Origin of the sequence: Nitrosospira briensis C-128 (genome assembly GCF_000619905.2) — a bacterium.
GTDB lineage: Bacteria > Pseudomonadota > Gammaproteobacteria > Burkholderiales > Nitrosomonadaceae > Nitrosospira > Nitrosospira briensis.
On record NZ_CP012371.1, the window covers coordinates 1922510 to 1944900 of the forward strand.

Annotated in this window: 23 protein-coding genes and 1 CRISPR repeat array; of the genes, 6 read left to right on the forward strand and 17 right to left on the reverse strand. The window is 55.6% G+C overall.

Translation table 11 applies throughout. From position 1 onward, the window contains the following. Positions 1 to 629: 629 nt before the first annotated feature. The 4 genes from F822_RS08760 to F822_RS08770 form a co-directional block, all read right to left on the reverse strand. On the reverse strand, positions 630 to 980 hold the full coding sequence (locus F822_RS08760) for an EamA family transporter (RefSeq protein ID WP_025042079.1): 351 nt from the start codon (positions 978 to 980) through the stop codon (positions 630 to 632). Then, positions 977 to 1393 carry an EamA family transporter gene (locus F822_RS08765; RefSeq protein WP_036576761.1) on the reverse strand — a complete coding sequence of 139 codons (417 nt, stop codon included), beginning with the start codon at positions 1391 to 1393 and terminating at the stop codon, positions 977 to 979. Before F822_RS08765 ends, F822_RS08760 begins: the two co-directional genes overlap by 4 nt. A gap of 37 nt (positions 1394 to 1430) precedes the next feature. Next, positions 1431 to 1574, reverse strand: a complete 144-nt coding sequence (locus F822_RS15315; RefSeq protein WP_156304378.1) for a hypothetical protein — start codon at positions 1572 to 1574, stop codon at positions 1431 to 1433. Positions 1575 to 1669: 95 nt separating this feature from the next. Continuing rightward, a complete protein-coding gene (locus F822_RS08770) occupies positions 1670 to 2659 on the reverse strand; it encodes a hypothetical protein (protein WP_025042081.1) in 990 nt (329 codons plus the stop codon). 146 nt (positions 2660 to 2805) lie between these two features. Here F822_RS08770 and F822_RS08775 point away from each other — a divergent pair, with 146 nt between their 5' ends. Beyond that, positions 2806 to 3087 carry a GIY-YIG nuclease family protein gene (locus F822_RS08775; protein ID WP_025042082.1) on the forward strand — a complete coding sequence of 94 codons (282 nt, stop codon included), beginning with the start codon at positions 2806 to 2808 and terminating at the stop codon, positions 3085 to 3087. Between the two features lie 64 nt (positions 3088 to 3151). Then, positions 3152 to 3839: a CRISPR direct-repeat array (repeat unit 28 nt; unit sequence TTTCTGAGCTGCCTATGCGGCAGTGAAC). Between the two features lie 129 nt (positions 3840 to 3968). Here the strand turns inward: F822_RS08775 and cas6f are convergent. The 6 genes from cas6f to cas1f form a co-directional block, all read right to left on the reverse strand. Next, the gene (gene cas6f / locus F822_RS08780; protein WP_025042083.1) at positions 3969 to 4532 is read right to left on the reverse strand and encodes a type I-F CRISPR-associated endoribonuclease Cas6/Csy4; all 564 of its coding nucleotides are present in this window, start codon (positions 4530 to 4532) and stop codon (positions 3969 to 3971) included. 3 nt (positions 4533 to 4535) lie between these two features. Next, complete coding sequence (csy3, locus tag F822_RS08785; RefSeq protein ID WP_025042084.1) at positions 4536 to 5588, reverse strand: type I-F CRISPR-associated protein Csy3; 1053 nt, start codon at positions 5586 to 5588, stop codon at positions 4536 to 4538. Then, positions 5524 to 6591: a type I-F CRISPR-associated protein Csy2 gene (gene csy2, locus F822_RS08790; RefSeq protein ID WP_197272803.1), complete on the reverse strand. Its 1068-nt coding sequence runs from the start codon at positions 6589 to 6591 to the stop codon at positions 5524 to 5526. Before csy2 ends, csy3 begins: the two co-directional genes overlap by 65 nt. Continuing rightward, positions 6581 to 7885, reverse strand: coding sequence for a type I-F CRISPR-associated protein Csy1 (gene csy1, locus F822_RS08795; RefSeq protein ID WP_025042086.1), 1305 nt, complete (start codon positions 7883 to 7885; stop codon positions 6581 to 6583). Before csy1 ends, csy2 begins: the two co-directional genes overlap by 11 nt. 158 nt (positions 7886 to 8043) lie before the next feature. Then, positions 8044 to 11424 (reverse strand): type I-F CRISPR-associated helicase Cas3f, encoded by a 3381-nt coding sequence (cas3f, locus tag F822_RS08800; protein WP_025042087.1) that lies wholly within the window; start codon positions 11422 to 11424, stop codon positions 8044 to 8046. Beyond that, positions 11421 to 12383, reverse strand: coding sequence for a type I-F CRISPR-associated endonuclease Cas1f (gene cas1f, locus F822_RS08805; RefSeq protein ID WP_197272804.1), 963 nt, complete (start codon positions 12381 to 12383; stop codon positions 11421 to 11423). The genes cas3f and cas1f overlap by 4 nt, the downstream gene beginning before the upstream one ends. A 371-nt stretch (positions 12384 to 12754) precedes the next feature. On the opposite strand from cas1f, the gene F822_RS08815 reads away from it, so the two are divergent. Then, positions 12755 to 13153: a CopG family ribbon-helix-helix protein gene (locus F822_RS08815; RefSeq protein WP_231623437.1), complete on the forward strand. Its 399-nt coding sequence runs from the start codon at positions 12755 to 12757 to the stop codon at positions 13151 to 13153. Continuing rightward, positions 13150 to 13446, forward strand: a complete 297-nt coding sequence (locus F822_RS08820; protein WP_269430535.1) for a type II toxin-antitoxin system RelE/ParE family toxin — start codon at positions 13150 to 13152, stop codon at positions 13444 to 13446. Before F822_RS08815 ends, F822_RS08820 begins: the two co-directional genes overlap by 4 nt. A 42-nt stretch (positions 13447 to 13488) precedes the next feature. Here the strand turns inward: F822_RS08820 and F822_RS08825 are convergent, their stop codons facing one another. The 3 genes from F822_RS08825 to F822_RS08835 all read right to left on the reverse strand — a co-directional run bounded on the left by F822_RS08825 (position 13489) and on the right by F822_RS08835 (position 17731). Then, positions 13489 to 16134, reverse strand: coding sequence for a [protein-PII] uridylyltransferase (locus tag F822_RS08825; RefSeq protein WP_156304379.1), 2646 nt, complete (start codon positions 16132 to 16134; stop codon positions 13489 to 13491). A gap of 6 nt (positions 16135 to 16140) precedes the next feature. Beyond that, positions 16141 to 16941 carry a type I methionyl aminopeptidase gene (map, locus tag F822_RS08830; RefSeq protein ID WP_025042093.1) on the reverse strand — a complete coding sequence of 267 codons (801 nt, stop codon included), beginning with the start codon at positions 16939 to 16941 and terminating at the stop codon, positions 16141 to 16143. A 181-nt stretch (positions 16942 to 17122) separates the two neighbouring features. Then, positions 17123 to 17731: an SPOR domain-containing protein gene (locus F822_RS08835; RefSeq protein ID WP_025042094.1), complete on the reverse strand. Its 609-nt coding sequence runs from the start codon at positions 17729 to 17731 to the stop codon at positions 17123 to 17125. A 95-nt stretch (positions 17732 to 17826) separates the two neighbouring features. On the opposite strand from F822_RS08835, the gene F822_RS08840 reads away from it, so the two are divergent. Then, on the forward strand, positions 17827 to 18489 hold the full coding sequence (locus tag F822_RS08840) for a c-type cytochrome (RefSeq protein ID WP_156304380.1): 663 nt from the start codon (positions 17827 to 17829) through the stop codon (positions 18487 to 18489). 65 nt (positions 18490 to 18554) lie between these two features. Here F822_RS08840 and hemL read toward each other — a convergent pair whose 3' ends face one another. Genes hemL through thiD form a run of 3 tightly spaced genes read right to left on the reverse strand, consistent with a single transcriptional unit; the run spans position 18555 to position 21344 of the window. Beyond that, the gene (hemL, locus tag F822_RS08845) at positions 18555 to 19844 is read right to left on the reverse strand and encodes a glutamate-1-semialdehyde 2,1-aminomutase (RefSeq protein WP_025042096.1); all 1290 of its coding nucleotides are present in this window, start codon (positions 19842 to 19844) and stop codon (positions 18555 to 18557) included. Beyond that, positions 19834 to 20508: a thiamine phosphate synthase gene (thiE, locus tag F822_RS08850; protein WP_025042097.1), complete on the reverse strand. Its 675-nt coding sequence runs from the start codon at positions 20506 to 20508 to the stop codon at positions 19834 to 19836. The genes hemL and thiE overlap by 11 nt, the downstream gene beginning before the upstream one ends. Continuing rightward, positions 20505 to 21344 (reverse strand): bifunctional hydroxymethylpyrimidine kinase/phosphomethylpyrimidine kinase, encoded by an 840-nt coding sequence (thiD, locus tag F822_RS08855; protein ID WP_025042098.1) that lies wholly within the window; start codon positions 21342 to 21344, stop codon positions 20505 to 20507. Before thiD ends, thiE begins: the two co-directional genes overlap by 4 nt. Positions 21345 to 21429: 85 nt before the next feature. On the opposite strand from thiD, the gene F822_RS08860 reads away from it, so the two are divergent. Next, entirely contained in the window at positions 21430 to 21582 is a 153-nt protein-coding gene (locus tag F822_RS08860; protein ID WP_371128874.1) for a rubredoxin, read from the forward strand. Continuing rightward, positions 21583 to 21972 carry a lactoylglutathione lyase gene (gene gloA / locus F822_RS08865; RefSeq protein WP_025042100.1) on the forward strand — a complete coding sequence of 130 codons (390 nt, stop codon included), beginning with the start codon at positions 21583 to 21585 and terminating at the stop codon, positions 21970 to 21972. Positions 21973 to 22055: 83 nt separating this feature from the next. Here gloA and F822_RS08870 read toward each other — a convergent pair whose 3' ends face one another. Further along, on the reverse strand, positions 22056 to 22352 hold the full coding sequence (locus tag F822_RS08870) for a hypothetical protein (RefSeq protein ID WP_025042101.1): 297 nt from the start codon (positions 22350 to 22352) through the stop codon (positions 22056 to 22058). Between the last annotated feature and the right edge of the window lie 39 nt (positions 22353 to 22391).

Genomic DNA, 22391 nt, shown 5'->3' on the forward strand with positions numbered 1-22391 from the left:
ACGCTCATTTTCATATGTGTGGACATCACTCCAGTATGCCAATCAGCTTTCGTTCAAGTATATAATTGATTGTTATCATGGAAGTTTTTGGCGATTCTTGTAAAGCCTGTTTACCGAATGACTCTACCTCTCTTGACACTCTTGACCACCTCTTGCTCAGGCCCAGCCTCGATTCGATATCGAACATAAAGGACTACTATTATCTGGAACCATTTATTATTTATATATTAAGAGCGGGAAATTACAAATATGAAATACCTGAACTTAATGGGACTCTGATCCCGTGAAAGACCGCCGTATTGGCGGATTCATGAGCCTGCCCCAAGAGAAGGGAGGAACACAAGGCTGGAACCGGGAGCACTAGCGATGATTCATCCTGCACACCGTCCGGCCGGGGCCAGCAATAAAGACTCCCTGAAACTCTGCGCTTCTCTGGAGCCTCGTATGGTGCCCGTCGGATCGGAGGCGACATCTGCGGCGCCTGCCCTTCCGGTCCATGCCCGCTTGACGCAGCACCCCTTTTACGCGGAATCCCTTCATTTGCCTCCCAATCCAATTTCCGGAGCTGTCCGGAACAATCAATGGGCGATTCTGAAGCTGTGCTGAAGCTGTGCTGAAGCTGGGGCTGGTTACTGGCTGATGCTCACGATCATAAGTCCGCCCACAATCAGGAGGACCCCGCACCACAGTCGGGGCGTCATCTTTTCCTTGAGCGCCAAGCTGGCCCCAAACGCCATGAAAAGCGGACTCAGGGCATCGAACGGGTAGAGATAACTCAGCTCGACCTGCGACAGCAACTCCAGCCACAGGAAAAACCAGAGCGTCAGCAGGCCGATGCCGCAGGCGAATGGAACAGCCTGCTTCCACCTGGCGGCTTCCGATTCGCCTGCCGTGCCATTCATTGCATGCTTGAGAAAAATCTGTCCCCCTACCATGAAAGCCTGGGAAACAATGATGAGAACCGGAAACCAGCTGCTCATGCGCGCTCCTCGACCCGGCAATAGGATTCTGCAATCACCAGGACCCCAAGGAGCACCACGGCTATTCCGGCAGCGCGCATCGGACTGATCATTTCGCCCAGAAAAAGATAGCTGGCCAGAGGGACGAAGATGTGCTCGATATTAATCAGATTGAAAGCGATGTTGAGGGGAAGGACTTTGAGTACCTTTAACCAGAAGACAAAGCTGATGATGTAACAGAGAATTCCCGCCAGGATCCAACCTGACACAAGTCCCTGAATCTCCAGCCAGCTTAGCCCGCTATGAAAAGTTTGCGTGTCGCCCACCCCCATTTTCAAGAAAACCTGAGACGCGGCGACAAACAGGGCACAGCAGACGACCCCCCAATAGGGAAGGCCTCGTTTTACACTCGCGGGAGACTGGATCGGGTTCATCGTAAATCCATAAAGTGGGGAATTTCGGGAAACCGGATCATACCGTGCCGGTTACAGGATGGGAATCGGATGCCGAACGATTCAACCCCAAGGCAATCACCGCCGGTTTGATTCCCATCTCCAGTTGCGTTTGGATCATCATTCGCTCTTCAATACTTAACTGCTGATAGATCTTTCCCATACAACATTTTCTCCCAAAAATGTTGCACGTGGTTTTTGAGCGCGCCCTGGTTCAAATTGTTGGGACCACTTCTAACTCTCGCGGCTCGTAAACTCTCACAGGGAATGAGGATTTATACTCGCGATGGCGGTGTAATTGATGTTTCCGGTTGCTCCCTTCTTTATAGACGCAGGGGCTTGCTGAAAGGCCCATAATCCAAGGTTGTCATGGTGCAGGTTCTGGCTGCTGTTGAAAAATGCTCGAACCATAATGGGGCCGGTCGTCGGGCCTGTAGTTGAGCTTATCCTGATTCTGTAGCTTGGTGTCCTCCCATTGGGCCGTCCAACATCATCTGTATGGATAGAGTCGAACATCGGCATTGCGGAATCCAGTGAGCTGGGAGTCACAGGCAGCAGCAGATTTGCCAAGGAAGGATCGTAGGATAACGTCACGATATCGCCACCCGTCTTAAAGCGAAGCGCGTTAACATCATGCCGGACATGATCAATAAACATGGTGGAAATCTGGAGGAGCCGCATCGACTCGAGCTTTTCTGTCTGCACGGGGTCCGGGGTCACATCCTCTGTGAATTCAAACGTTCCCGCCACATGGAGGGTAGTCGACAGGGCACACGGCTCTTCCAGGGTCAGTGTCCAGGCAAGATTCATGATTTGATTAGTCGTGGCTCTGCCGGGGGAAAGATTTGAATGGGAGCTCGTAATCCGGATCAGCATCCTGCCCATACCATCCTGATTGAGCAGGGATGTGTCAATGGCGACGCGCTGCAACTGGGGATGGAAGAATAACGTTCTCGTCGGATACGAAGACGATGTGCCGGAGATTGCCGGGCCGAGGATAAGGCTCTGGCCGAACGGCAGCGGCGGCGCTGGATCAGCCCCGGCCTTAAGCCGCAGATAACCGGAAGAGTAGATGACAAGGATCTGAGGGAAACGGTTTATATCGGGTACGCGCTTCGCAAAGGCCAGGAGCTTTGTCATCCCCATCGATTTACCATCGATCAGGACTTCGAATGGGTCTTCCGGGATCGACGCCCGCAGCTTTTTTATTGCCCACTCGCTATTGTTGAATATCGCTGTTTTCTTCAAGGCGTTTTCGTCTTCCGGAGTCAGTTGCGGAGATTCTCATATTTAGCATGAGGGCAGGGATACCATAGCGCTTATTCCCCGGATGCAGTTAAATCTCCCTGACTTCAAGGGGCCGGAATATGACCTAAAGTGATGTAATCTAATTAATGGGTAAATGGAACGTCTACATGGTGCGCTGTTCAGACGGCAGCTTATATACCGGTATTGCCATGGATGTGGCGCGACGCGTGGTTGAGCACAATACGAATGATGTGCTTGCCGCCAGATATACCCGCGCCAGACGTCCGGTGATGCTTGTGTACCAGGAAAAATGCGATACGCGCTCGGCAGCAAGCAAACGCGAGTACGAAATCAAGCAAATGGACAAGAAAGAAAAGCTGATGCTGATTGTGGCAGAGCCGCCCTATGCATGTGCGGTTGGAAAGTGAATTCACCAGGCAATATATTGATCCAGGGATTCGCTCCAATTGATAAGGGCGGACGTAGCAAATTTTTCTGAGTTGCCTATGCGGCAGTGAACTATGACCGGCATGCGCAGGCTGCGCTCATCCTTTTCTGAGCTGCCTATGCGGCAGTGAACGTGGTCGTGGAAACGACTGCGGCGGCTGACAATTTCTGAGCTGCCTATGCGGCAGTGAACCTCCGACCTTTGCCGTAAATGAGCCTGTGTTGTTTCTGAGCTGCCTATGCGGCAGTGAACTTACTTTGTCGGCGCAGGCATCTGGGCTAAGTTTTCTGAGCTGCCTATGCGGCAGTGAACACCGGTTTAGTGGTGTCCAGCAAATACCACGCTTTCTGAGCTGCCTATGCGGCAGTGAACCAATTGCTCCGGCACCTCGGTTATTCCGAGCGTTTCTGAGCTGCCTATGCGGCAGTGAACCTCCACCTGCACGCCGTGGATATTCACGCATATTTCTGAGCTGCCTATGCGGCAGTGAACGCTGCCGATGCTTATTTTTCTGGCCAGGATGATTTCTGAGCTGCCTATGCGGCAGTGAACCACCACAAGCCAACCTTGGCTGATGCGGTGCTTTTCTGAGCTGCCTATGCGGCAGTGAACGCCGGTGGCAAGGTCGGCGAGTGGGATGAGCATTTCTGAGCTGCCTATGCGGCAGTGAACAAGATGGTCAAGGCGCGGAAGGAGCAGATCAATTTCTGAGCTGCCTATGCGGCAGTGAACTAGATCATAAATTGTGCAAATGCTTATCACCCAACAGGATTGAACAAAATACAGCGTGCCTACCTAAAAATTCAGGTAAAAGATAAGTTATTGATTTTTAAAGAACGAATTCAGATCCTGAAAAAAAGGTCAAAACCAGGGGATTGTCGACACTTGGCTCAAGCCAAAGGCGTTAAAGTCGCCCTCGGTTACATGGGATTGGGCTGGCCCATGGTCGATGAACAGCCTGAAGGATTGCCCGGTGCTGGCGCTCCGCAATTGCACATAAGGCAGCTTCGCCAAACGGGCAAGCTCGTCCGGGATACGCTGGCGGGCCTCTTGGGCGTCCAGGTTGTGGCGTCGCATCAGCCTCCGACGCAATCGTTCTGGGCTGCTTTTAACCTGCACGCGCCTTACGACGCGATGTTTGGCATTTTCCGGGATGTGCATTGGTTGTGTCAGCGTAACGTGATCGCGCATGCCGGTCATCCAATCGCTCGCCATCAAAGTCGAAAGCGCGGCAAGACTTCCATGCAAGCGTAGCCGTGTGCCCAAATGCGGTACTCGCAAGCTAAAACCAGGAAAACTTACGCCAATGCGGGTGCTGTTATGTGCTGCCAATGCCCGATGCAGCTTGGCGTAAAGCGCACTCATGAGCTGATGGGCGGGAAACTCCGGGTCCCGCAGAACATCAATATCTATGTGGTGATCCATGGCTCATTCCTTGTCCGCATCGCCGAATACCCCACCGCGAATCAAGGTGGCCATCACAAAGTGCTGTTGCTCTGTTGCAGGTATCCGGTCTTTGAGCAGCCAGTTGTCAAGAAGCGAATAGAAATCCACTTTGTCAGTGGGTTTGCGGTATGCCTTGCCCTGTGTAGTGACTGAACCGTAGGGTTCCACTGGAATGGGGCCATTCTCCTCCGCCCCGGCGTACCAGTCGTCAATTGAGCGTAGCGCATTACCTATCTTCTGCGAATGAATGCCCGTGATGTTGTTGATGTTGTAGAGTGTTTTAGTTTTCTTTCCCTTTTTCAGATCTTTTTCGTTATTATTTTTGAGTATGAGCTCCTGCGAGGGAAATACTTCCTGTCCCGCGCCCACACGCACAAAAGCAATGACTTGCAGCAGCACGTGACGGTTGCCGGCCAGGCCCTCCGCAATGAGCGTAGTCAATTGAGCCAGCGGGGCCGCAGTTTCAGTTGGCGCATCGAAGTGGCGCAGCGACAGCGACAAGGCGTCGAAAGTCCAGGACTGTGCGGCTCGCCCATCGACCAGTTGCACGACATTGACCGAAACTTGTTCGGCCCCGAGGCGGTTCCGCCACAGAAAACGGCCATTGGCCAGGTTGCAGGCATAGCGCCGGGCTAGCTCGGCAAAGCCGTACGTATCGACATAGCCTTTTACAGTGCTCTGCAGTTTGCGCTGGTAGTCCACATTGTTGCACGCCGAAGGCGCGCCCGCGCCGCCCAGCACACGCAACGTGAAGCTCACCTTGAGGGTATCGGCATCCGCGGGCAGGGCTGCTACGTCCACAGTCTGCAGATTGGGATTTTCAATCGCGGCGTCGAGCTTGGCCGGGTCTTGGTCCTTGGTTTTCAGCCGATTGGAGATGGTGCCGCGGACGGATTTTTCTCGCACGACTACGGCGGGCCATTCCTGACTGGTGGTGCGTTGATCCCAGGAACCTGAGAAAAACAGGGCATCAGAGGGGTCCAGCTTGCGCTCGAATGCAAGCACGGACGCGGTTTTGAGAGCGGTAGTTGCCATAATAAGACTCCTTGATTTGAGTGGCTTGAGAAACAGCGAAGGACGGGGCCTGGTACTTATTAATGCAGCGGTAGAGGCCGCTGGCAGAATTGCGGTCTGGCTCCCAGACCAGATCGCTGATATTGGAGAGCCGATGGGGGCTGATCCACTGCCCCATGGAATAGACGCTTTCGACAAATCGGAATGGCACGTGAGGGTCGCGCGCACCTGCCACGGCGCCAGGATCATGCAGCTCGGAGAGCGCCACGAATCCCACTGGAATGGGCACGATCCACCCCGGGCGGCTATCGGTCACCCATTCAACTGGCTCAACGGTGTCGCCGATGGCGCGGTAGTTCAGGCGCGAGAGATCAATCCAGGCATCCAGCAAGGTCGCATGGGGCGTGGTCAGCTGCAGTTCCGCCTGCCGCGCTTCCAACAGATCGTCGCGCGATACCAGCGCAAAGCCGGGAAGCCAGTGACGGCTGAGCTTGCGGAATTCCATGCGACGTCCCTCGGGATCACCAGGCACCAACGCTATCGAGGGTCGCGGAGAGTTACGAACTTTACCCGGCAGCGGCGGAACGACACTGCCGCCCGCAATACGCATGCCCGCAATCACATCGCCGATATACACTGCCAGTTGTGCCCGTTCGGTATCTCCCAGCAGTGCCGCCGTCAGTTCAACCTCGAATACCAGGGTGATATCGAGGTGGACGCGGCCCTCTTCGACGATGGCGGCAGTGCGCCCGTCGTGCAACAGAGGATTGCGCGTCAGGTGAAAACTGCGGGTATAGCCACCTCGTGTTACCTGCGGCTCAAAGCTGTGGCAGACCACGCCGACGCTGTAGAACGCGATCCCCGCGCTCGGTCCCAGGCGCCTTTCCAGCGCGGTCATCAACCCCGTGAAGGCTGTGATGGCGGGAAAACCCCAGGTCAAAGGGCTGGAAATGGCGTTGGCGTTTTGCACGCGCAGGCGCGGCAGCACCAGCAGCGCTTTGTTCGATGGTTGCTCAGTCATCATGGCGACCCTCCCGTTCTTCGGCTTTGATCTGTTCTTGCATCCGGTTGCGCCATTCCAGAAACTCCGGGTCGCCCATGGGGAGCGGGTCACGCAGTTGTGCATTGAGCCAGTTGGCAAACAGCGCGCTCACGCGCTCGGCGGTATCGGTGGGTAGCGGCAGGCCCGCCGACGCCAAAGCCCTTTCGACGCCTTTCGGATCCAGCCAGTGTTTTATAGGGTTGGAAAGATGACACTCTGTCGCTTGGCTCCAGCCCGGCGATAGGGGGCGCAGTTCGGCGCGAAATTGCAGGAACTCGTCGATGATGCCATCGACCCACTCGGCGCGACGCCTCCGGGTCTCAAGGTTACGTGTCGGATCGGATTTCAGGAATGCCAGCAACGCCTTTACCATTCGCCGTACCTCCGGGCGCCGGTTGAAGCGGGGGAACATCGAGTCAGTTCCCAGTAACGGCTTCACGTCCATTGAGCGCCACATGGGCGGTAGCGAGGCCAACAAAAGGTTATTGCCACGCCGCTCGCTGTTGAGCTGGCTGATATTCTGAGGCTTGGTGCCGCCGAGTTTCTGAATGGCGAGATCAGGATATTCCCGCACCGGGCGGGGGCTGTATTTATCCTCTTTTTTGGCTTGGCGTGCCGCGATGGCTTCTTCGCTGAAGCGGTCGTCCTGCACCGTTTGGTAGACGCGATGCGCCAGCGAGCTGGCATATAGTGGCGCGAGTAGGTGAAAATCCGAATCGTCGTGCGGGTCGCCGCCTACCGGCCAATAAAGTTGTTTGGCGAGCGTGTGCGAGGCCACGCGACCCTGTCGTTCTGGCAGGCTGCCAAAGGCTGCCATCCACGCTTGTGCTTGTGCCGCGTCGCTGCTCAACGCCGCTGACAAATCGGCATCGCGAGCCAGGGACAAGGCCAGCAGGCTACGCCCCTCGTGTTCCAATTTGAGGAACTTGTACACGTCGAGCGCGGCTGCGTTGCCAACCACATCGCTTGTAAATTCACTCCCCAGGCAGTGGCTACCCACAACCGTCAGTACTGGCTGAACGTCCGGCGAACTGTACAGGTTGGTGCCTTTCGCATCGGGATGGATGGGCTTGAGCGAATGAGTTACTGCCTGAATCTGGCTGACGCGCCGCGCGGCGTCCCCCAGCCAGTTCGCGGGGATGAACTGCTCATGAAGCTCGGCGCGTTTGGGGTCGTAGTCCTTGAGTTTGTCGAGCTTGTCATCGAGCCGCTTTTTAAGAAAGCCGGCAATGAGTGCTCGCAATTCGGTGACACGTTGCAAATCGGTATTTCCCATTTAGTTCTCTCTTTTATTGAACAATACTAGCACGATCCGTTATACGTTTAATAGGAATTAGTATAAACTACAAAAACTGCTGAAAAGCAGCTCAGAAAGTTATGCGTTTTATTTTCACTGCCGAGTAGGCAGGGCCGATTTCCATATCGGCTTTTTTTTTACAATCTTGCTTTCGTAAATCCCAGCGCCGGATGAAAACGCCAGCCATTGTCGCTTTGTGGCAAAGTAACAGTGCCGTAACTTTCGGCGCACTTGGCCAGCGGCATATCCATTTCGTCGGCCAGTTCGACCAGTGCCTCCAAATAATCGGTCTGACCCCATGGTTCGATACCCGAGCCCTGCACATCCATGTCTGAAATTCGATCGTTGTGCGATTTTTCCAGCACCGCAAACTCTTTTTCACCACGCCGCCCATTCGGCTTGTCCATCAATTGAACCAGCTCGTAGTCATCCCCGTCGTCCGTTGGGCGCAACAATAAATCTACGCGCTTGATGTCATCCCGGCGGAAACGCTGCTGCTGCGGCAATACGGCTGTCAACAGCGCATCGTCCGGTGGCAAATGCCACCAGCACGTGGCGTTGAGCACTGAGGGCAGAGCCGTCCTGGCCGACCCGCGCTGGCGCAGGCCGGATGGAGCGGGAGCCGTGCTGGTCATTTGGACCAGCATGGCCCGGTGCATTCTGGCGTGCTCCAGGTCGGCCAGCCGGGTGCTTGGCTGCAATTTCTCGGGCGGCCGTGGCACGATTCGTGGCCGCGCATCGATCACCTCCCGCTCAACGGCGGTCAGCAGTTCGGCCATGGAGTGGGTCGCCAACCGAAAATCGTCGGTTTCAAAGCCTGGCTTGCAAAACGCCGGCTTGTCCGGTTTGCAGAAGTGCCGCAAATTGGTATCGAAGACCTGTATGTTCGCGGTTTTGCAATCGCCCTCGCGGTGGCGGCGGACACGCCCGGCCAGCTGGATCAGCGACCGCATGGACGAGGGTTCGACCACGGCCCAGTCGTAGTCGTGGTCGCGGCCGACCTCGGTGACGGGTGATCCGAGTACGATAAAAAGGTGATCGGGTTCGCCGTTTGCATCAAGCCGCTGACGGATGTCCGGCAGGTTGAACACCGCCTCGGGCTGGCGGCGGTTCAGCGCGTGATCGAGCTGGCGCTCGATGTTCGAGCGAATCAACAGCGGAAACTGCGAGTGGTAGGTGCACAGGTGTACGCGCACCCCTTCCGGCGCACCCAACCGGTACAGCGCCAGCGCAACTTCCACCAAAGGCTCGATGTTGGCCATGCGCACCAGCCCGAAGCTGACGCGCTTGCCGCTGCGGGGATCGACGCTGTGGTGCTGCGCATGCAAGTTCATTGCAGCAGCTTGCATCAGCTCGGCAAAATGGGCGGCATGATGGTCCTGTTTCAGTGCACCAAGGTTTAACGGCAACAGATGGCAACGCCGGCGCACCCCCGCATTGCCCAGCCGGTCATGGCGCTTGGCGGCAAAGGTCTGATGCGCCAGGACGAACACCGATGTATCGGTACAATCGACCTGCGATTGGTTGAACTCGTCGAACCATGCGCAGCAAATTTCCGGAATCGGGTCGGCAGCTCCTGGCCGTGATCCCCGATTGCGCTGGAAGTGCTGGCGCCCGTTGCGGTAGGCCTCGAACAACCCCTGCACCAATGCCGGCGGCAAGGTGGCCGATGACAGCAGCACGCGGGCACCCAGCAGGCCGGCCCAGTGCACCAGGCGGGTGAGCGCGGGGAGATCGTCGATATCGAAATCATCCGGCTCGTCGAGCACCAGGTCGCCGCTCATCAGTCGCAACATGGGTGCTATCTGGCGCCCGCCGCGTTCGCTCTCGGTGGCCGGAGTCAGGTGATCGATGGTGCATACCAGCAGCGGCGCCGCCAGCAGGGAGCGCACCTTCGGGTCGTGCATGACGCGGCGCAACAATGGATGTGCATCCTGGTTGCCTTCAAAAGTGACATGCGAGTTTTCGTCGAGGAGCGCCTGGCTCGACGCCGAGCCCGTGACTTCGGCCTTGCGCTCGTAATGTTCGAACAGCGCCCGGCTCGCCGAGCCGCCCACGCGAATGGCCAGGTCCTCGTCATCCAGGCCCAGCAAGTCCTGGAACGCCTTGCCCGTCTGCAGCGTCAGGGTCCGCAATCCCATGGCAAAAGCACAGCGCATGCCGCGCTCCGCGTCGGCCAGGGCATACATGATGCGCGCATTGGCCAGCGTCTTGCCGCAGCCGGTGGACGCCATGTTGACGATGAAGGCGCCATGGTGACTGGAGCGCTTGCGCATTGCCGCCGCTGTTTCCACGGCTTTGTCCTGCCAGCGGAACCGCTCGTCCAGCGACCGTTTACGCAGCCCTTTGTGGCGAGCTAATCGGGGCAGTTGCTCGTCAAATCGCGGCAGTGCGTGGGTTACTTCCGCACTGTGCCGGGCGACGCCGAGCAGGTGCTCATCCAGCGTCTGGTTGAAATCGCCATTGTCGGTGTTGGCATACAGCGGGTAGCCCTTGGGCACCTCCACGCGTCCCGGGTCCTTCCCCTTCAGGCTGGAATAATGGTGGTCTGCCAGCATCAAGCTCAGCCTGGATATGTGCATCACATACGGGTTTCTCAGCCAGCTGCCCTTGCCGGGCTTGGCGCACAGGGCAAGAAGGCGTTGTGCGAGCCGGGCCGCACGCGTGCGCCACAGATCGGTGGTGACGGGCAAGCCATGGGGAAATTGCCAGTAGTACGGCAGGGTGCTGCGATTGCCCTCATCGACCCGCTCATTCCAGCCTGCATCGATACGTTCCAGTATGTTATTCAGCAACCCGAGCTGAAACGTCCCTCGGCTGCCATCGCTATTGCATGGCAAGATCGGAAGGCGATGGTGCGTGACCACGAGCCAGCTGATAGCCTGAGCCAGGGGGGCGTGCGCAAGACGGGCAAACGGGCGTGACAAGCCCTTATCCAATCCATCGCGCTGCAACCGGTTTGGATCCAGCCAGGTTTCATCATCCTGCGATGTGGGGGCCGCGATCCGCGCAAGCCATTTCGCATCCTCATCGGCACCGACGAACGCCTCGAACAAGCGCAGTGATACCCATTCATGGCGATACTGGTTGCGTTCCTCGAGTTTTCCCTCCAGGCGCATCTGGAAAGCGCGGCAGGCTTTGCCGAGATCGTGCAGCAGCGCACTCAGCGCGGTCAGCAGGTGAATGTCTTCGCCGGTATGCCAATCGTTTTCGTCCTCATGGCGCAGAATGTTGCGTGTGGTGGTGTTGGTGGGCACGGCCCCCTGGTTGTTGAAACGGCTGGCATCCCCCACTATCCACAACAGTTCGCTATGGTCGAGCCCGCGTATCCAGTGGCAGGCCACAGCGGTATTCTTGCGCGCGGTTTTACGCAGCAGTTGGCGTAGCGTATCGAGCCCATCCTGGGTAATCGGAGTCTGCCAGGTGCGCTCGCCACGCCGCTCACCGAATTGATCGAGGATGCGCCGGGTTTCTGTCAGTGCCCGCTTGTCGCACTGCGAGATAAGCAGGATGTTCATGCGCCAGCATGGGGATGAGCTTGGGCGAGTCTGCCGATCTTGAGTGCTACTGCCTTGAGGGTGTCGATCATGAAGTCCAGCGACTCGCTGCTCGTCAGGCTTTCAATGCATGCCTGCCGGAATTCCTGCTCGGCATCACCTCGCATCGTCGAGATAAACGCCTGAGGCAGGATGATTGCATCCTTCACCAGGTCGGCCACGTCGAACACCAGTCCACCGCGGCGGGTTTTTCCGTGCAGCACTGCCAAACCGTGTGGCAGGCCAAGCACCCAGGTGGCCGTGGCTGCCAGGCCATATGCGAGGTAATTGCCGTGATCGAGAAACTGGTTCGCGGTATCGGTGCTCTCACCTCGTTGGCTACGAATAAAATCTCCATGCCGCGTTGCCTCCGCAACCAGGCGATAAAGCTGCTTGGTGAGCCTTCCTTCCTCGGTCAACAATTCCATCTGATTCGAGGCTGTCTTGATGCCCTGCGCTGGTTGCTTCAACAGTTGCTCCAGAACGCGTATATCGACCGGGAACGGGTTGTTCTTTAACCGGCTTAATTTGAACCAGCTCTGACTGATTCGCTCCAGGCGGATTTGCTGGAACTCTCTGGCTGCAGCGAGGCGTAAGGCATCGTCAAACCAGAACCGGACCCAATACTGTAAATACTCTGTGGGACGGTACTCGCTCTGGGGGGAAAACCAGGCCACCTCGATATCAATTTCGTTCGCACTGAACAATGGCGTTCCGCCACCCCCGCAAAATCCTACCAGTACGCCCGCTTTGGCCAATTCACGCATTGCAGCCTGGGTAACTGATGTGCCTGTGCCCAAGAGAATGGTGGTTGTATTGGCAATCGGTATGTTCCAGTAAAGGGAACGTTTTCCTTCGTCGGTTACATACTCGACCCGTCCACCATTGACGAGTACCCGGCAGTGCTCCAGGTAGTAAATGTTGGCACGCTTGGAGTGCAAGATCGACTTCAGATTTTTTGCGGTTATGTCTATCACAAGAACACGCTACAGGACAGCTTCCAAATACCTGCACTATTGTTGGTAGCCAGGTAAATCCGTGGCTCTGGAGTAATGTTGATTCCCACGTCGGGCTTCATGTATGTCCTTGATGTCCTGGTGTTACCTGCAGCGGAAATTAAAAGGCTTTTTATGCCATCCGCTTCGTATTTCCTGATGAGAATTCCGGGACACCTTCCTGCTCTCGAAGCAATGAACAGAAGGATGGCGTTCCTCTTTCAAAGACTCTCTGTATTTTACCGGCTCTTATAGTTCAGCCTATTGGACTTAAGTACACGTGACTTACGGAATGGGTATTGGGGGGCTACGATTAAATGACTTACTTTTTCCCGGCGTCGTTGATCGCAGCTTTGATCGCCCAGGCTTGCGCCTTACGGCGCTGTGGTGTTACTCTGGTGCCACCGATAGTCCAAAAGGTGCAAGGCACAATGACCACCACATCACTAAAGCTTTCAGATGAACTCAAGCAACGTGCTGTTGCTGCAGCTGAAAAAAAAGGGATGTCGCCACATGCATTCATGGTCCAGGCGATAGAGAGAGCAGCGACGGCAGCCGAATGGCGTGCCAGTTTCGTAAGCGAGGCTCAAGCAGCACGGGAAAAAATGTTAAGGACCGGCAAGGGCTTTGATGCCCGCGAGGTTCATTCCTATCTTAAGGCGCGCATTGCTGGCAATAATCCTGCAAGGCCAAAAGCCAAATCCTGGCAAAGCTGAGCTATTCGGAACGAGCGCTTGCCGATCTCGAAAGACTTACCGACTTTTTGATTGATAGCGATCCTTTGTCGGCAGCAGAGACGCTAGAACTGATTGAGGAAGCTATAAGTTTATTAATCCGCCACCCATTTATCGGCTGGTCCGTAGAGTATGTATTGTGTGAGTTGGTCATATCTCGCGGAAGTACCGGTTATGTGGCCCTCTATAGCCTGGAGGAAGATCAGGATGCTGTCCTGATTCTTGCGATCCGTCATCAGCGTGAAGCGGGGTATTTGGGGCGGGACGAGGATTGAGCCGTTGCATCCTCTCCAAGTGGAGGTAGAACAGCCAAAAATCTACGATTCTTCAGCAGCTTCAACTGTTTCACACGAAATCTGCAGCGCCTTTATCAGCTCGGTTTCCAGTTGGATCAGCATCCTCGATTCGTTCAATATATTTCCCGTAACCAGAAACGTGTCTTCGGCACGCTCGCCCATAGTATTTATCCTTGCGCTGTGCACATTTATGCCAAAACGCACCAGCACCTGCGCGATACGGGACAGCAGCCCCGGTTGGTCGCCGGCAACGATCGACAGGACATGATACGTACCCTTTTCGTCCGGCTCGATATCCACTTCCGGCGTAATCGGAAAATGCTTGAGATGGCGGCTCAGGCGTCCCTGCAACGGTGCCTCCAGAGGAATCACCGGATCTAATTGCTGTGTCAGTTCATGCTCTATGAAGCTGAGTGCATCACAGTGGTGTTGCGTTACGTTGAAGGGGTCGAGCACAAGAAAGCTATCGAGAGCATAGCCGTGGCGTGTAGTATGAATTTTTGCCTGGACTATATTGAAATCGATGTGATCGAAGAAATTGCAAATGCGCGCAAATAAATCCTTCTGATCCGCCGCATAGACCAGTACCTCGATGCCCGTCCCGGTTGGGGCGACACGCGCCTTCACCACAGGTATCGGCGACTTCATCTGGTGGCCCAGATGAAGCGCATGCCAGGCGATTTCCTGCGGATCATGCAGCAGCAGATAGGTTGGGCCGAGTGCCGAATACAACTGCTCATACACGTGGGCGGAAATATTATCGCGCTGCAGCAATTCCAGCACCTTGTTCCTGCGATTTCTCAGCGTGCCTTCCGCGTGGGCGGGTTCACCGCACAGATGACGCCGCGTTGCCCTGAACAGGTCTTCCAGTAGCTTGCTTTTCCAGGTATTCCATACCTTCGGACTGGTGCCTCGAATATCCGCAACGGTGAGCAGATAGAGCGCGGCGAGGCGGCGTTCGTTCCCGATGCGCTTGGCAAAGTCTGCGATCACATCCATATCGGATATATCTTTTTTTTGCGCGGTCATCGACATGACCAGATGATTTTCGACAAGCCACTCAACCATTTCCACGTCTTCCTTCAACATTTCATGTTGCTGGCAGAAACGTCTGGCGTCGGTTTTGCCAAGTATCGAGTGATTTCCCTGGCGTCCTTTGGCAATATCGTGGAACAGCCCGGCGAGATAAAGCACCTCAGGTCGTTCGAATTCACCGATGAGCCGGCTGCAAAGCGGGTATTCGTGGGCGAACTCCGGTGCGTTGAATCGGCGCAGGTTTCTCACTACCATGAGGATATGTTCATCCACTGTATACACGTGAAACAGGTCGTGTTGCATCTGGCCGACAATGCGCCCGAACGCCGGGATATAACGCCCCAGGATGCCGTAGCGGCTCATGAGGCGCAATTCACGCGTCAGCCCGCGCGGTTGGCGCAGGATTTCCATGAATAGAGCGCGGTTGCGCGGATCGCGCCGGAAATCGGCATTGATCAATGGCGCAGCCCGCCACATTGCGCGTAGTGTTGCTGCGCTACGTGCTTTCACGTCGGGATTCTTTTGCAGTAGCAAAACGCTTTCAAGAATCGCCCGTGGGTTTTTTTGGAAAACGTCCTCGTCGCGCATTTCCAGCAATTCACCGCGCTTCTGAAACCGCTCGTTGATGACGACCGGAAGCGCATCCGTATCGGGGAAAATCTCTGCGCGCAAGGTGAGCAACAGGATGGTGTTAATCTGCGTTACCGTTCTGGCGGCACGATAATACCGCTGCATCAGCATTTCGCCTGCACGGCGCGGCGGTTTGCCGCCTATATCGAGCGCATCGGCGAGAGGGTTCTGGTAATCGAATAACAGACGGTCTTCACGCCTTCCGGCGAGATAGTGCAGCCGGATACGAAGGTCTTGAAGGATGGTTTGATTATGTTGCGCGAGGCGCGCTTCCCGGTGAGTAATGAATCCCCCCCGGGCAAGATCCTTCCATGAGTTTCCCAATCCCGCAGCACGGCTAACCCACAGAATATTGTGCAAATCCCGAAGTCCGCCGGGACTTTCCTTGATATTGGGCTCGAGGTTGTATATGGCGTCCTGATATCGGCCGTGGCGCTGCTGTTGCTCAAGCTGCTTGGCAGTGCAAAACGAACGCGGCTCAAGCATCGCCCGCATCGCCAGTGAAAATTCAGTGAACGGTTGACGATAGCCAGCAAGCTGCCGAGCCTCCAGCAGACTGGTCTGCACCGAGATGTCTTTGGCGGCCTCTTCAGTACACTCCGCCAGAGTGCGGATGCTATGGCCGACGTCCAGCCCGATATCCCACAGCAATCTTACCCAGCATTCCAGTCGCGCCTTGATATCGGCGTCCATTACGTTGGCATCGCTTCCTTCTGCGGAAACCAGCACCAGGAGATCAACGTCGGAATGAGGAAAAAGTTGGCGCCGGCCATAACCGCCCACAGCCAGTAACACGATGGAACCGGGCATCGCCATTTCGCGCCAGACGTGCTGCAGAATTTTATCCACCAGCTGGCTGTGGCCCCGCAGCAACGCTGCGCCGTTCTTATCCCTGCAATAGCGCTGGTGTAACAGCTCACGCCCCTGAAGCAACGCCTCCTTGGCAGCCTCGGCGTTAAAAGGACTCGACAACGGCATAAGCCTTTTATCGAGGCGCAGCATGATATGTCAGGAACGGAATACCGGCTTCGGCGGTGCACCGGCGGACACTGTCAGCACTTCATATCCGGTTTCAGTCACTAGCACGGTGTGTTCCCATTGCGCTGACAGGCTGTGATCCTTGGTAACGATGGTCCACCCATCGGCCAGCGCGCGGATGGGCGCCTTTCCCGCATTAATCATGGGCTCGACCGTAAAAATCATCCCGGCTTTGAGCTTCAGCCCGGTACCGGCGCGGCCATAGTGGAGCACTTGCGGGTCTTCATGGAATTTTGCGCCGATGCCGTGGCCGCAGAATTCCCTCACCACGCTGTATCCATGATTTTCGGCAAACTGCTGGATGGCGTGGCCGACGTCCCCCAGATGTTTTTCCGGTTTGATTTCCTCGATGCCTCGCCACATGGCTTCATACGTGATTTCGCATAGCCGCCTGGCCTGGATACCGGGTTCGCCGACGTAGTACATGCGGCTGGTATCGCCGTGGTAATCATCCTTGATGACCGTCACGTCAATATTGACGATATCGCCCGATTTCAGTATTTTCTGGCCTGGAACGCCGTGGCAAACCTGATGATTGACCGAGGTGCAGATGGATTTCGGATAGGGTGAATATCCCGGCGGAGCATAATTGAGCGGAGCAGGAATGGTATGCTGCACATCGACCATGTAATTGTGGCACAGTGTATCCAGCTCATCAGTGGTGACCCCGGGTTTAACAAACGGCGTGATGTAATCCAGCACCTCCGACGCCAGCATGCCCGCTACCCGCATTTTTGCTATTTCCTGCTGGGATTTGAGAAACACCGTCATAATGAATTCCTGGTTGATCGAGAAAATAGGCTCAAAAACTGAAGGCTTGCATAAGGACGTCAAGCACTGCAGCTTTCTATAGGCAAGGGAATTTGGCTAAGGTTTTGTCGTTGCTCTTCTTTATATGAAGTTTATTACGTTTGATAAAATTGCAAAGAGCAACAACACTTCAGTTCCTGCCTCAGGTATTCGCGCACTTCGCAGTCTTGAGCTCGCTGCCGGGAAATTCCTCTTTCAACTGCATCATCTTTGCGCTCATGCTTTCCTCTGGTGAGCGTGCGACGTATTTGACCTGCTTCAAGTTGCGCGCGCCGATAATTGCAGACCTTACACCTTTTTTCCTGAGTGCTGCCAGAAAAGCCTGGGCGTCTTCTATATTTTCAAAAAACCCCATGGAGATGGCATTATTCCATTTACTGGTATCGGCAACGCGCGTGTAATGGGTGACCCCCAATCTCTTGAGCTCGCCCATTTTTCGTTCAGCGTGGCGTTTGCTTCTGAGCGAAGGAATATGCACCCAATAGACGGGGGCTGTACCTAACTCCTGCCGAGTTACCTTGTCGTCCAGTTCATGGGTGGTAATCGCTGCCGCAAGCCGTTCCAGATCTGCCTCAACGAACGTTCCCCATTCCAGGCAGGTTGCAGATGCGGGAAGCGCCTGCAAAAGCTTGATTTTTTCCGGTTGAAGCTCCCATGCCGGCGGGGCGGCGCTTCCGCCAGCCGGCTCCAGTTGAATGTAAGTCGCAAAGGCCAGATTGACAAACAACAGTAGAAAAAATAATGTTCTCATTTGTTGACGACTTATTATTGTTATTCAGTCTCTGCCTTGTTAAAATGCGGCGTTAACCTCAATCCCAAGAGCATCATCTTTTCGGAGTTCCAGGAATGCAAGGCATGAAGCTAATTTCCAAGATTGTGGCATGTGTTGCATTGTCGCTATCCAGTCAAATTTTCGCAGAAACAACTCCAGCAGAAACCGGTAACAGCAAGGGAGACGCAGCCAAGGGTCAGCAGATAGCAACTCAAGTTTGCGCGGCTTGCCACGGCGCCGACGGCAATAGCATCATTCCCGCAAATCCAAGCCTGGCCGGTCAGCATGCCGAGTATATCACCAAGCAACTGAATAATTTCAAATCGGAAGACGGCAAACCCGCAGCCCGGCAAAACCCGATCATGGGTGCGATGGTAGCGCCGCTCTCCGCAGAGGATATGAAGAATCTCGGCGCTTATTATGCCCAGCAGACTCCCAAACCCGGCGCGGCTCAGGATAAATCGCTGGCGGAAAGGGGTGAAAAAATATATCGCGGCGGCAATCTCGATTCTGGCGTGCCTGCCTGTGCCAGTTGCCATTCTCCCAATGGAGTCGGCATTCCACCGGTCTATCCACGCCTTTCCGGGCAGCATTCTGAATATACCCTGGCCCAGTTACGCGCATTTCGGACCGATCAGCGCACCAAAGACGTCAACAATGAAATGCATATGATCGCGTCACGCATGAGCGAGAAGGAAATGGAGGCAGTGGCCGAGTTTATTTCAGGCTTGCGCTAAAATACACAAGCCTGAACCTGAAGCTGCACCGATACTAAACCGACCTGAGAACCAGGCCGGTTTTTTTATTTCGTTATTTTCGTCGTACCGAATGCCCGATCGGCTGCATCCAGGGTTTTGCTGATTTCGGCGGCGCCGTGCGATGCCGAAACAAACCCGGCTTCGAAAGCCGACGGTGCGAAGTAAACGCCTTCCTCGAGCATGGCATGGAAAAAGCGGTTAAAGGCTTCCCTGTCGCAACTCATCACTTCAGCATAACTCGTCGGCAGGTTTTCGCGGAAATAGAGGCCGAACATGCCACCTACCGCCTGCGCGCAGAAGGCAATACCATGTTTTTTTGCGGCTGCGGTAAGACCTTCGGTCAGTTGCAGGGTGCTGGCGGCAAGTTTTTCGTAGAAGTCCGGCGTTTGCACCAGCTTCAGCGTGGCGAGGCCGGCAGCTACCGCGACCGGATTACCGGAAAGCGTACCTGCCTGATACACGGCTCCCACTGGCGCGAGACACTGCATGATGTCTCGCCTGCCGCCAAATGCCGCCATCGGCATGCCGCCGCCGATCACTTTGCCGAGCGTGGTCAGGTCGGGTTTTATGCCGTAAAGACCCTGGGCGCATTTCAGCCCAACGCGAAAGCCCGTCATTACCTCGTCAAATATCAGTAAGCTGCCGTGCCGCGTGCATAGCTCACGCAAACCCGGCAGGAAGCCAGGCTTTGGCGCTACCAGATTCATATTGCCTGCCACGGGTTCAACAATGACTGCGGCAATTTCTTCACCGAACTGGCTGAACGCCTGTTCCACACCGGCGAGATCGTTGTAATCCAGCACCAGGGTGCTGGCAGTAGTTGCTGCCGGAACTCCGGCAGAACTCGGGTGGCCGAAAGTCAGGGCGCCGGAACCGGCTTTTACCAGCAAGGCATCCTCATGACCATGATAACAACCCTCGAATTTGATGATGCGGCTTCTGCCGGTATAGCCTCGCGCCAGGCGAATGGCGCTCATGGTGGCTTCGGTACCCGAGCTCACCAGGCGAACCTGCTCGATTGACGAGACAAGTTTGCACAACAGCTCCGCTATTACCAGTTCCGCCTCGGTGGGCGCACCGAAGGTCAGTCCTTTTTGTGCCGCCGCCTGTACTGCTTCAACCACTTCGGGATGAGCATGGCCAAGAATCAGCGGGCCCCAGGAGCCGACATAATCGATATAGGTTTTATTGTCCGCGTCCCAAACACAGGCGCCTTGTCCCCGCTGAAAAAATACAGGCGTACCGCCCACGGACTTGAAGGCGCGGACCGGTGAATTAACGCCGCCGGGAATATATTCCTGAGAGCGCTCGAATAATTGCTGATTACGTGACATTGTTGGCTAACCCGTGATTATGAGAAATGAAATGCTGGTCTGGCTTGAATAACAGAGAAAACCTCTCAGCGGCGGATCGAATGTGCCGGGCGTTAAACAGGGCGTTGCTGACAGCCACCGCGTCCGCGCCCTGGCGTATCAGTTCCCCGGCATTCTCCGGAATAATACCCCCGATAGCGACAATTGGAATCCGTAGCTTCTGCTTTGCATGACGCAACAGGTCTGCGGGCGCGGACACAGCATCCGGTTTGGTGACGGAGGCAAAAAAAGCGCCGAATGCGACATAATCGGCGCCTTGCCGCTCGGCCTCGACAGCATGCTCCAGCCGTTCGTAACACGAAATCCCGATGATCTTGCCGGGCCCCAGCTTGCGCCGCGCCTCGGTGATGGGCGCATCCTTCTTTCCTAAATGCACGCCGTCGGCGTCCACCTCCAGAGCAAGATCAGGATAATCGTTGATGATGAGAGGTACGTCGAATTCAGCGCAAAGGCGGGCAAGTGATTGTGCCTGTTCAAGGCGCAACACGGCATCGTCCGTTTTGCTGCGGTATTGGACCAACCGCGCTCCCCCTGCCAGCGCCTGCTGCGTCATTGCCAGGAGGCTGGCGGTATCGGCGGCTTCCGGTGTAATTGCGTATAAGCCAAGAATCCCGGGCCGTGTCATTTACTCTTGCTTCCCTCTTCGGCGTCGGTATCGTCCCGGGCCCAGAATAACCTGTCCGGCAAATACTGTCCCATTCCGGGGCGAAACCCCGCCTTAAGCGATTGCCAGGTATATTCTTGCGCTTCATATACACCTTCGGCGAGGGGCAAGCCATTGGCCAGAGAGGCGGCGATAGCCGAGGCAAGCGTGCAGCCCGAACCGTGATATGAACCGGGTAGCCGATCCCAGGAATCGGTACGAACGACGCCACCGCTCCCGTATAAATTATTGATCACCTGCGATGTGTTTTCATGGGTGCCGGTGATGAGCACATATTCGCAACCCATATGTAAAAGGCGGGCAGCGCACTGACTCAAATGCGGCATTTCGCTGTCGTCATCGTCATCCTGGGCGAGTCGCCGTGCTTCGAAGCTGTTGGGCGTAATGATGGTCGCTTGAGGAAGCAGCAATTCGCGCATTGCAGCGACCATTTCGTCGCTGGTGAGTTCGTCGCCGCGCCCGGAAGCAAGCACAGGGTCCAGCACGAGCGGAATGTTGGGATAATCGGAAACCACCTCGGCGATAGCCGTGATAATTTCAACACTGCCGAGCAACCCGATCTTGAAAACATGAACGGGCATGTCTTCCAGCACCGCGCGTGCCTGATCCGCCACCCATTCCGGATCCAGCGCCATCACATCGTCCACGCCGGCCGTGTCCTGCACGGTAATGGCCGTGATCACTGACAGCGCATGACAGCCCATGCTGGCAAGAGTGAGGATGTCGGCCTGGATACCCGCGCCCCCGGTAGAGTCGCTGGCAGCGAAAGAAAGTACGATGGGGGGTGGCTGAGACATGGGCTAATACCGTAAAATGACATTTTAACTCAAATTACTCTTACTCATCATGCCTACTACCGAAACTCGGGTTTACCGCTGTTACATGTGTCTCATTTGCGGATACGTATACGACGAAGCCGAGGGCTCGCCGCAAGAAGGCATTCCTCCGGGAACTCGGTGGGAAGACGTTCCGATGAATTGGACCTGTCCGGAATGCGCTGCGCGCAAAGAGGATTTTGAGATGGTGGAAATTTAAATGCGTATTCTTCATACCATGCTGCGTGTGGGCGATCTGGAAAAATCCATCGCTTTTTACACCGATGTGCTGGGGATGAAGATGCTGCGCCGGAAGGATTATCCCGAGGGAAAGTTTACCCTGGCATTTGTCGGTTACCAGGATGAGGCGGGTGGCGCCGTATTGGAGCTGACCCATAACTGGGATGTGAAAAAATACGAGCTGGGCACTGGTTATGGCCATATCGCCATAGAAGTGGATAACGCTTATGAAGCTTGCGAAGAAGTGAGAAAGCGTGGCGGTAACATTACACGTGAGGCCGGGCCGATGAAGCATGGCGCCACGGTGATTGCATTCGTGGAAGATCCGGACGGTTACAAGATCGAGTTGATACAGAAAAAGGTGGTGTAGGCCGTATTATTGGCGGCACCTGCCGGATGTCAGCAAAAAGCGGCGCTTGAATGAACGGTCGGCTCTTGTCGGCATAGGCGCAGTCAAGGAATGTCATCATCCTGTTTTTCCTGCCAGGTGAGATATAACACGGCAATCGCGATAATCGCAACCGGCAGGATAACGTAAAAACCCAGTGCGTAACCCGCCCCTTCGCCGTGATCATGAGAGGGTGACGTGCTTATTATCTTGTAGCCGTGCAGCAGGCTGACCATGAGGACCAGAACAAAACCCGCTAGGCGGCGGTTCTGAATCAAGATCCGCCCAACCATCCGGTTAAGCAGGTTCGCGGCGTAGTAGCCAATGAAGTAGACCGCGACGTAGAAGATCAAAGCACCCATCAGCGCCTCTGGATTTCCAATTTACCAAGTCATCAACCG

Bases quoted from the DNA above. Each gene is read 5' to 3' on its own strand.
- F822_RS08765 (WP_036576761.1), bottom strand. From the start codon at position 1,393: ATGAACCCGATCCAGTCTCCCGCGAGTGTAAAACGAGGCCTTCCCTAT.
- hemL (WP_025042096.1), bottom strand. From the start codon at position 19,844: ATGTCACGTAATCAGCAATTATTCGAGCGCTCTCAGGAATATATTCCC.
- thiD (WP_025042098.1), bottom strand. From the start codon at position 21,344: ATGTCTCAGCCACCCCCCATCGTACTTTCTTTCGCTGCCAGCGACTCT.
- cas3f (WP_025042087.1), bottom strand. From the start codon at position 11,424: ATGAACATCCTGCTTATCTCGCAGTGCGACAAGCGGGCACTGACAGAA.
- F822_RS15315 (WP_156304378.1), bottom strand. From the start codon at position 1,574: ATGGGAAAGATCTATCAGCAGTTAAGTATTGAAGAGCGAATGATGATC.
- F822_RS08815 (WP_231623437.1), top strand. From the start codon at position 12,755: ATGACTTACTTTTTCCCGGCGTCGTTGATCGCAGCTTTGATCGCCCAG.
- cas6f (WP_025042083.1), bottom strand. From the start codon at position 4,532: ATGGATCACCACATAGATATTGATGTTCTGCGGGACCCGGAGTTTCCC.
- F822_RS08860 (WP_371128874.1), top strand. From the start codon at position 21,430: ATGTGTCTCATTTGCGGATACGTATACGACGAAGCCGAGGGCTCGCCG.
- F822_RS08760 (WP_025042079.1), bottom strand. From the start codon at position 980: ATGAGCAGCTGGTTTCCGGTTCTCATCATTGTTTCCCAGGCTTTCATG.
- F822_RS08775 (WP_025042082.1), top strand. From the start codon at position 2,806: ATGGGTAAATGGAACGTCTACATGGTGCGCTGTTCAGACGGCAGCTTA.
- F822_RS08840 (WP_156304380.1), top strand. From the start codon at position 17,827: ATGCAAGGCATGAAGCTAATTTCCAAGATTGTGGCATGTGTTGCATTG.
- csy1 (WP_025042086.1), bottom strand. From the start codon at position 7,885: ATGGGAAATACCGATTTGCAACGTGTCACCGAATTGCGAGCACTCATT.
- F822_RS08870 (WP_025042101.1), bottom strand. From the start codon at position 22,352: ATGGGTGCTTTGATCTTCTACGTCGCGGTCTACTTCATTGGCTACTAC.
- F822_RS08835 (WP_025042094.1), bottom strand. From the start codon at position 17,731: ATGAGAACATTATTTTTTCTACTGTTGTTTGTCAATCTGGCCTTTGCG.
- thiE (WP_025042097.1), bottom strand. From the start codon at position 20,508: ATGACACGGCCCGGGATTCTTGGCTTATACGCAATTACACCGGAAGCC.
- gloA (WP_025042100.1), top strand. From the start codon at position 21,583: ATGCGTATTCTTCATACCATGCTGCGTGTGGGCGATCTGGAAAAATCC.
- F822_RS08825 (WP_156304379.1), bottom strand. From the start codon at position 16,134: ATGCTGCGCCTCGATAAAAGGCTTATGCCGTTGTCGAGTCCTTTTAAC.
- map (WP_025042093.1), bottom strand. From the start codon at position 16,941: ATGACGGTGTTTCTCAAATCCCAGCAGGAAATAGCAAAAATGCGGGTA.
- csy2 (WP_197272803.1), bottom strand. From the start codon at position 6,591: ATGATGACTGAGCAACCATCGAACAAAGCGCTGCTGGTGCTGCCGCGC.
- csy3 (WP_025042084.1), bottom strand. From the start codon at position 5,588: ATGGCAACTACCGCTCTCAAAACCGCGTCCGTGCTTGCATTCGAGCGC.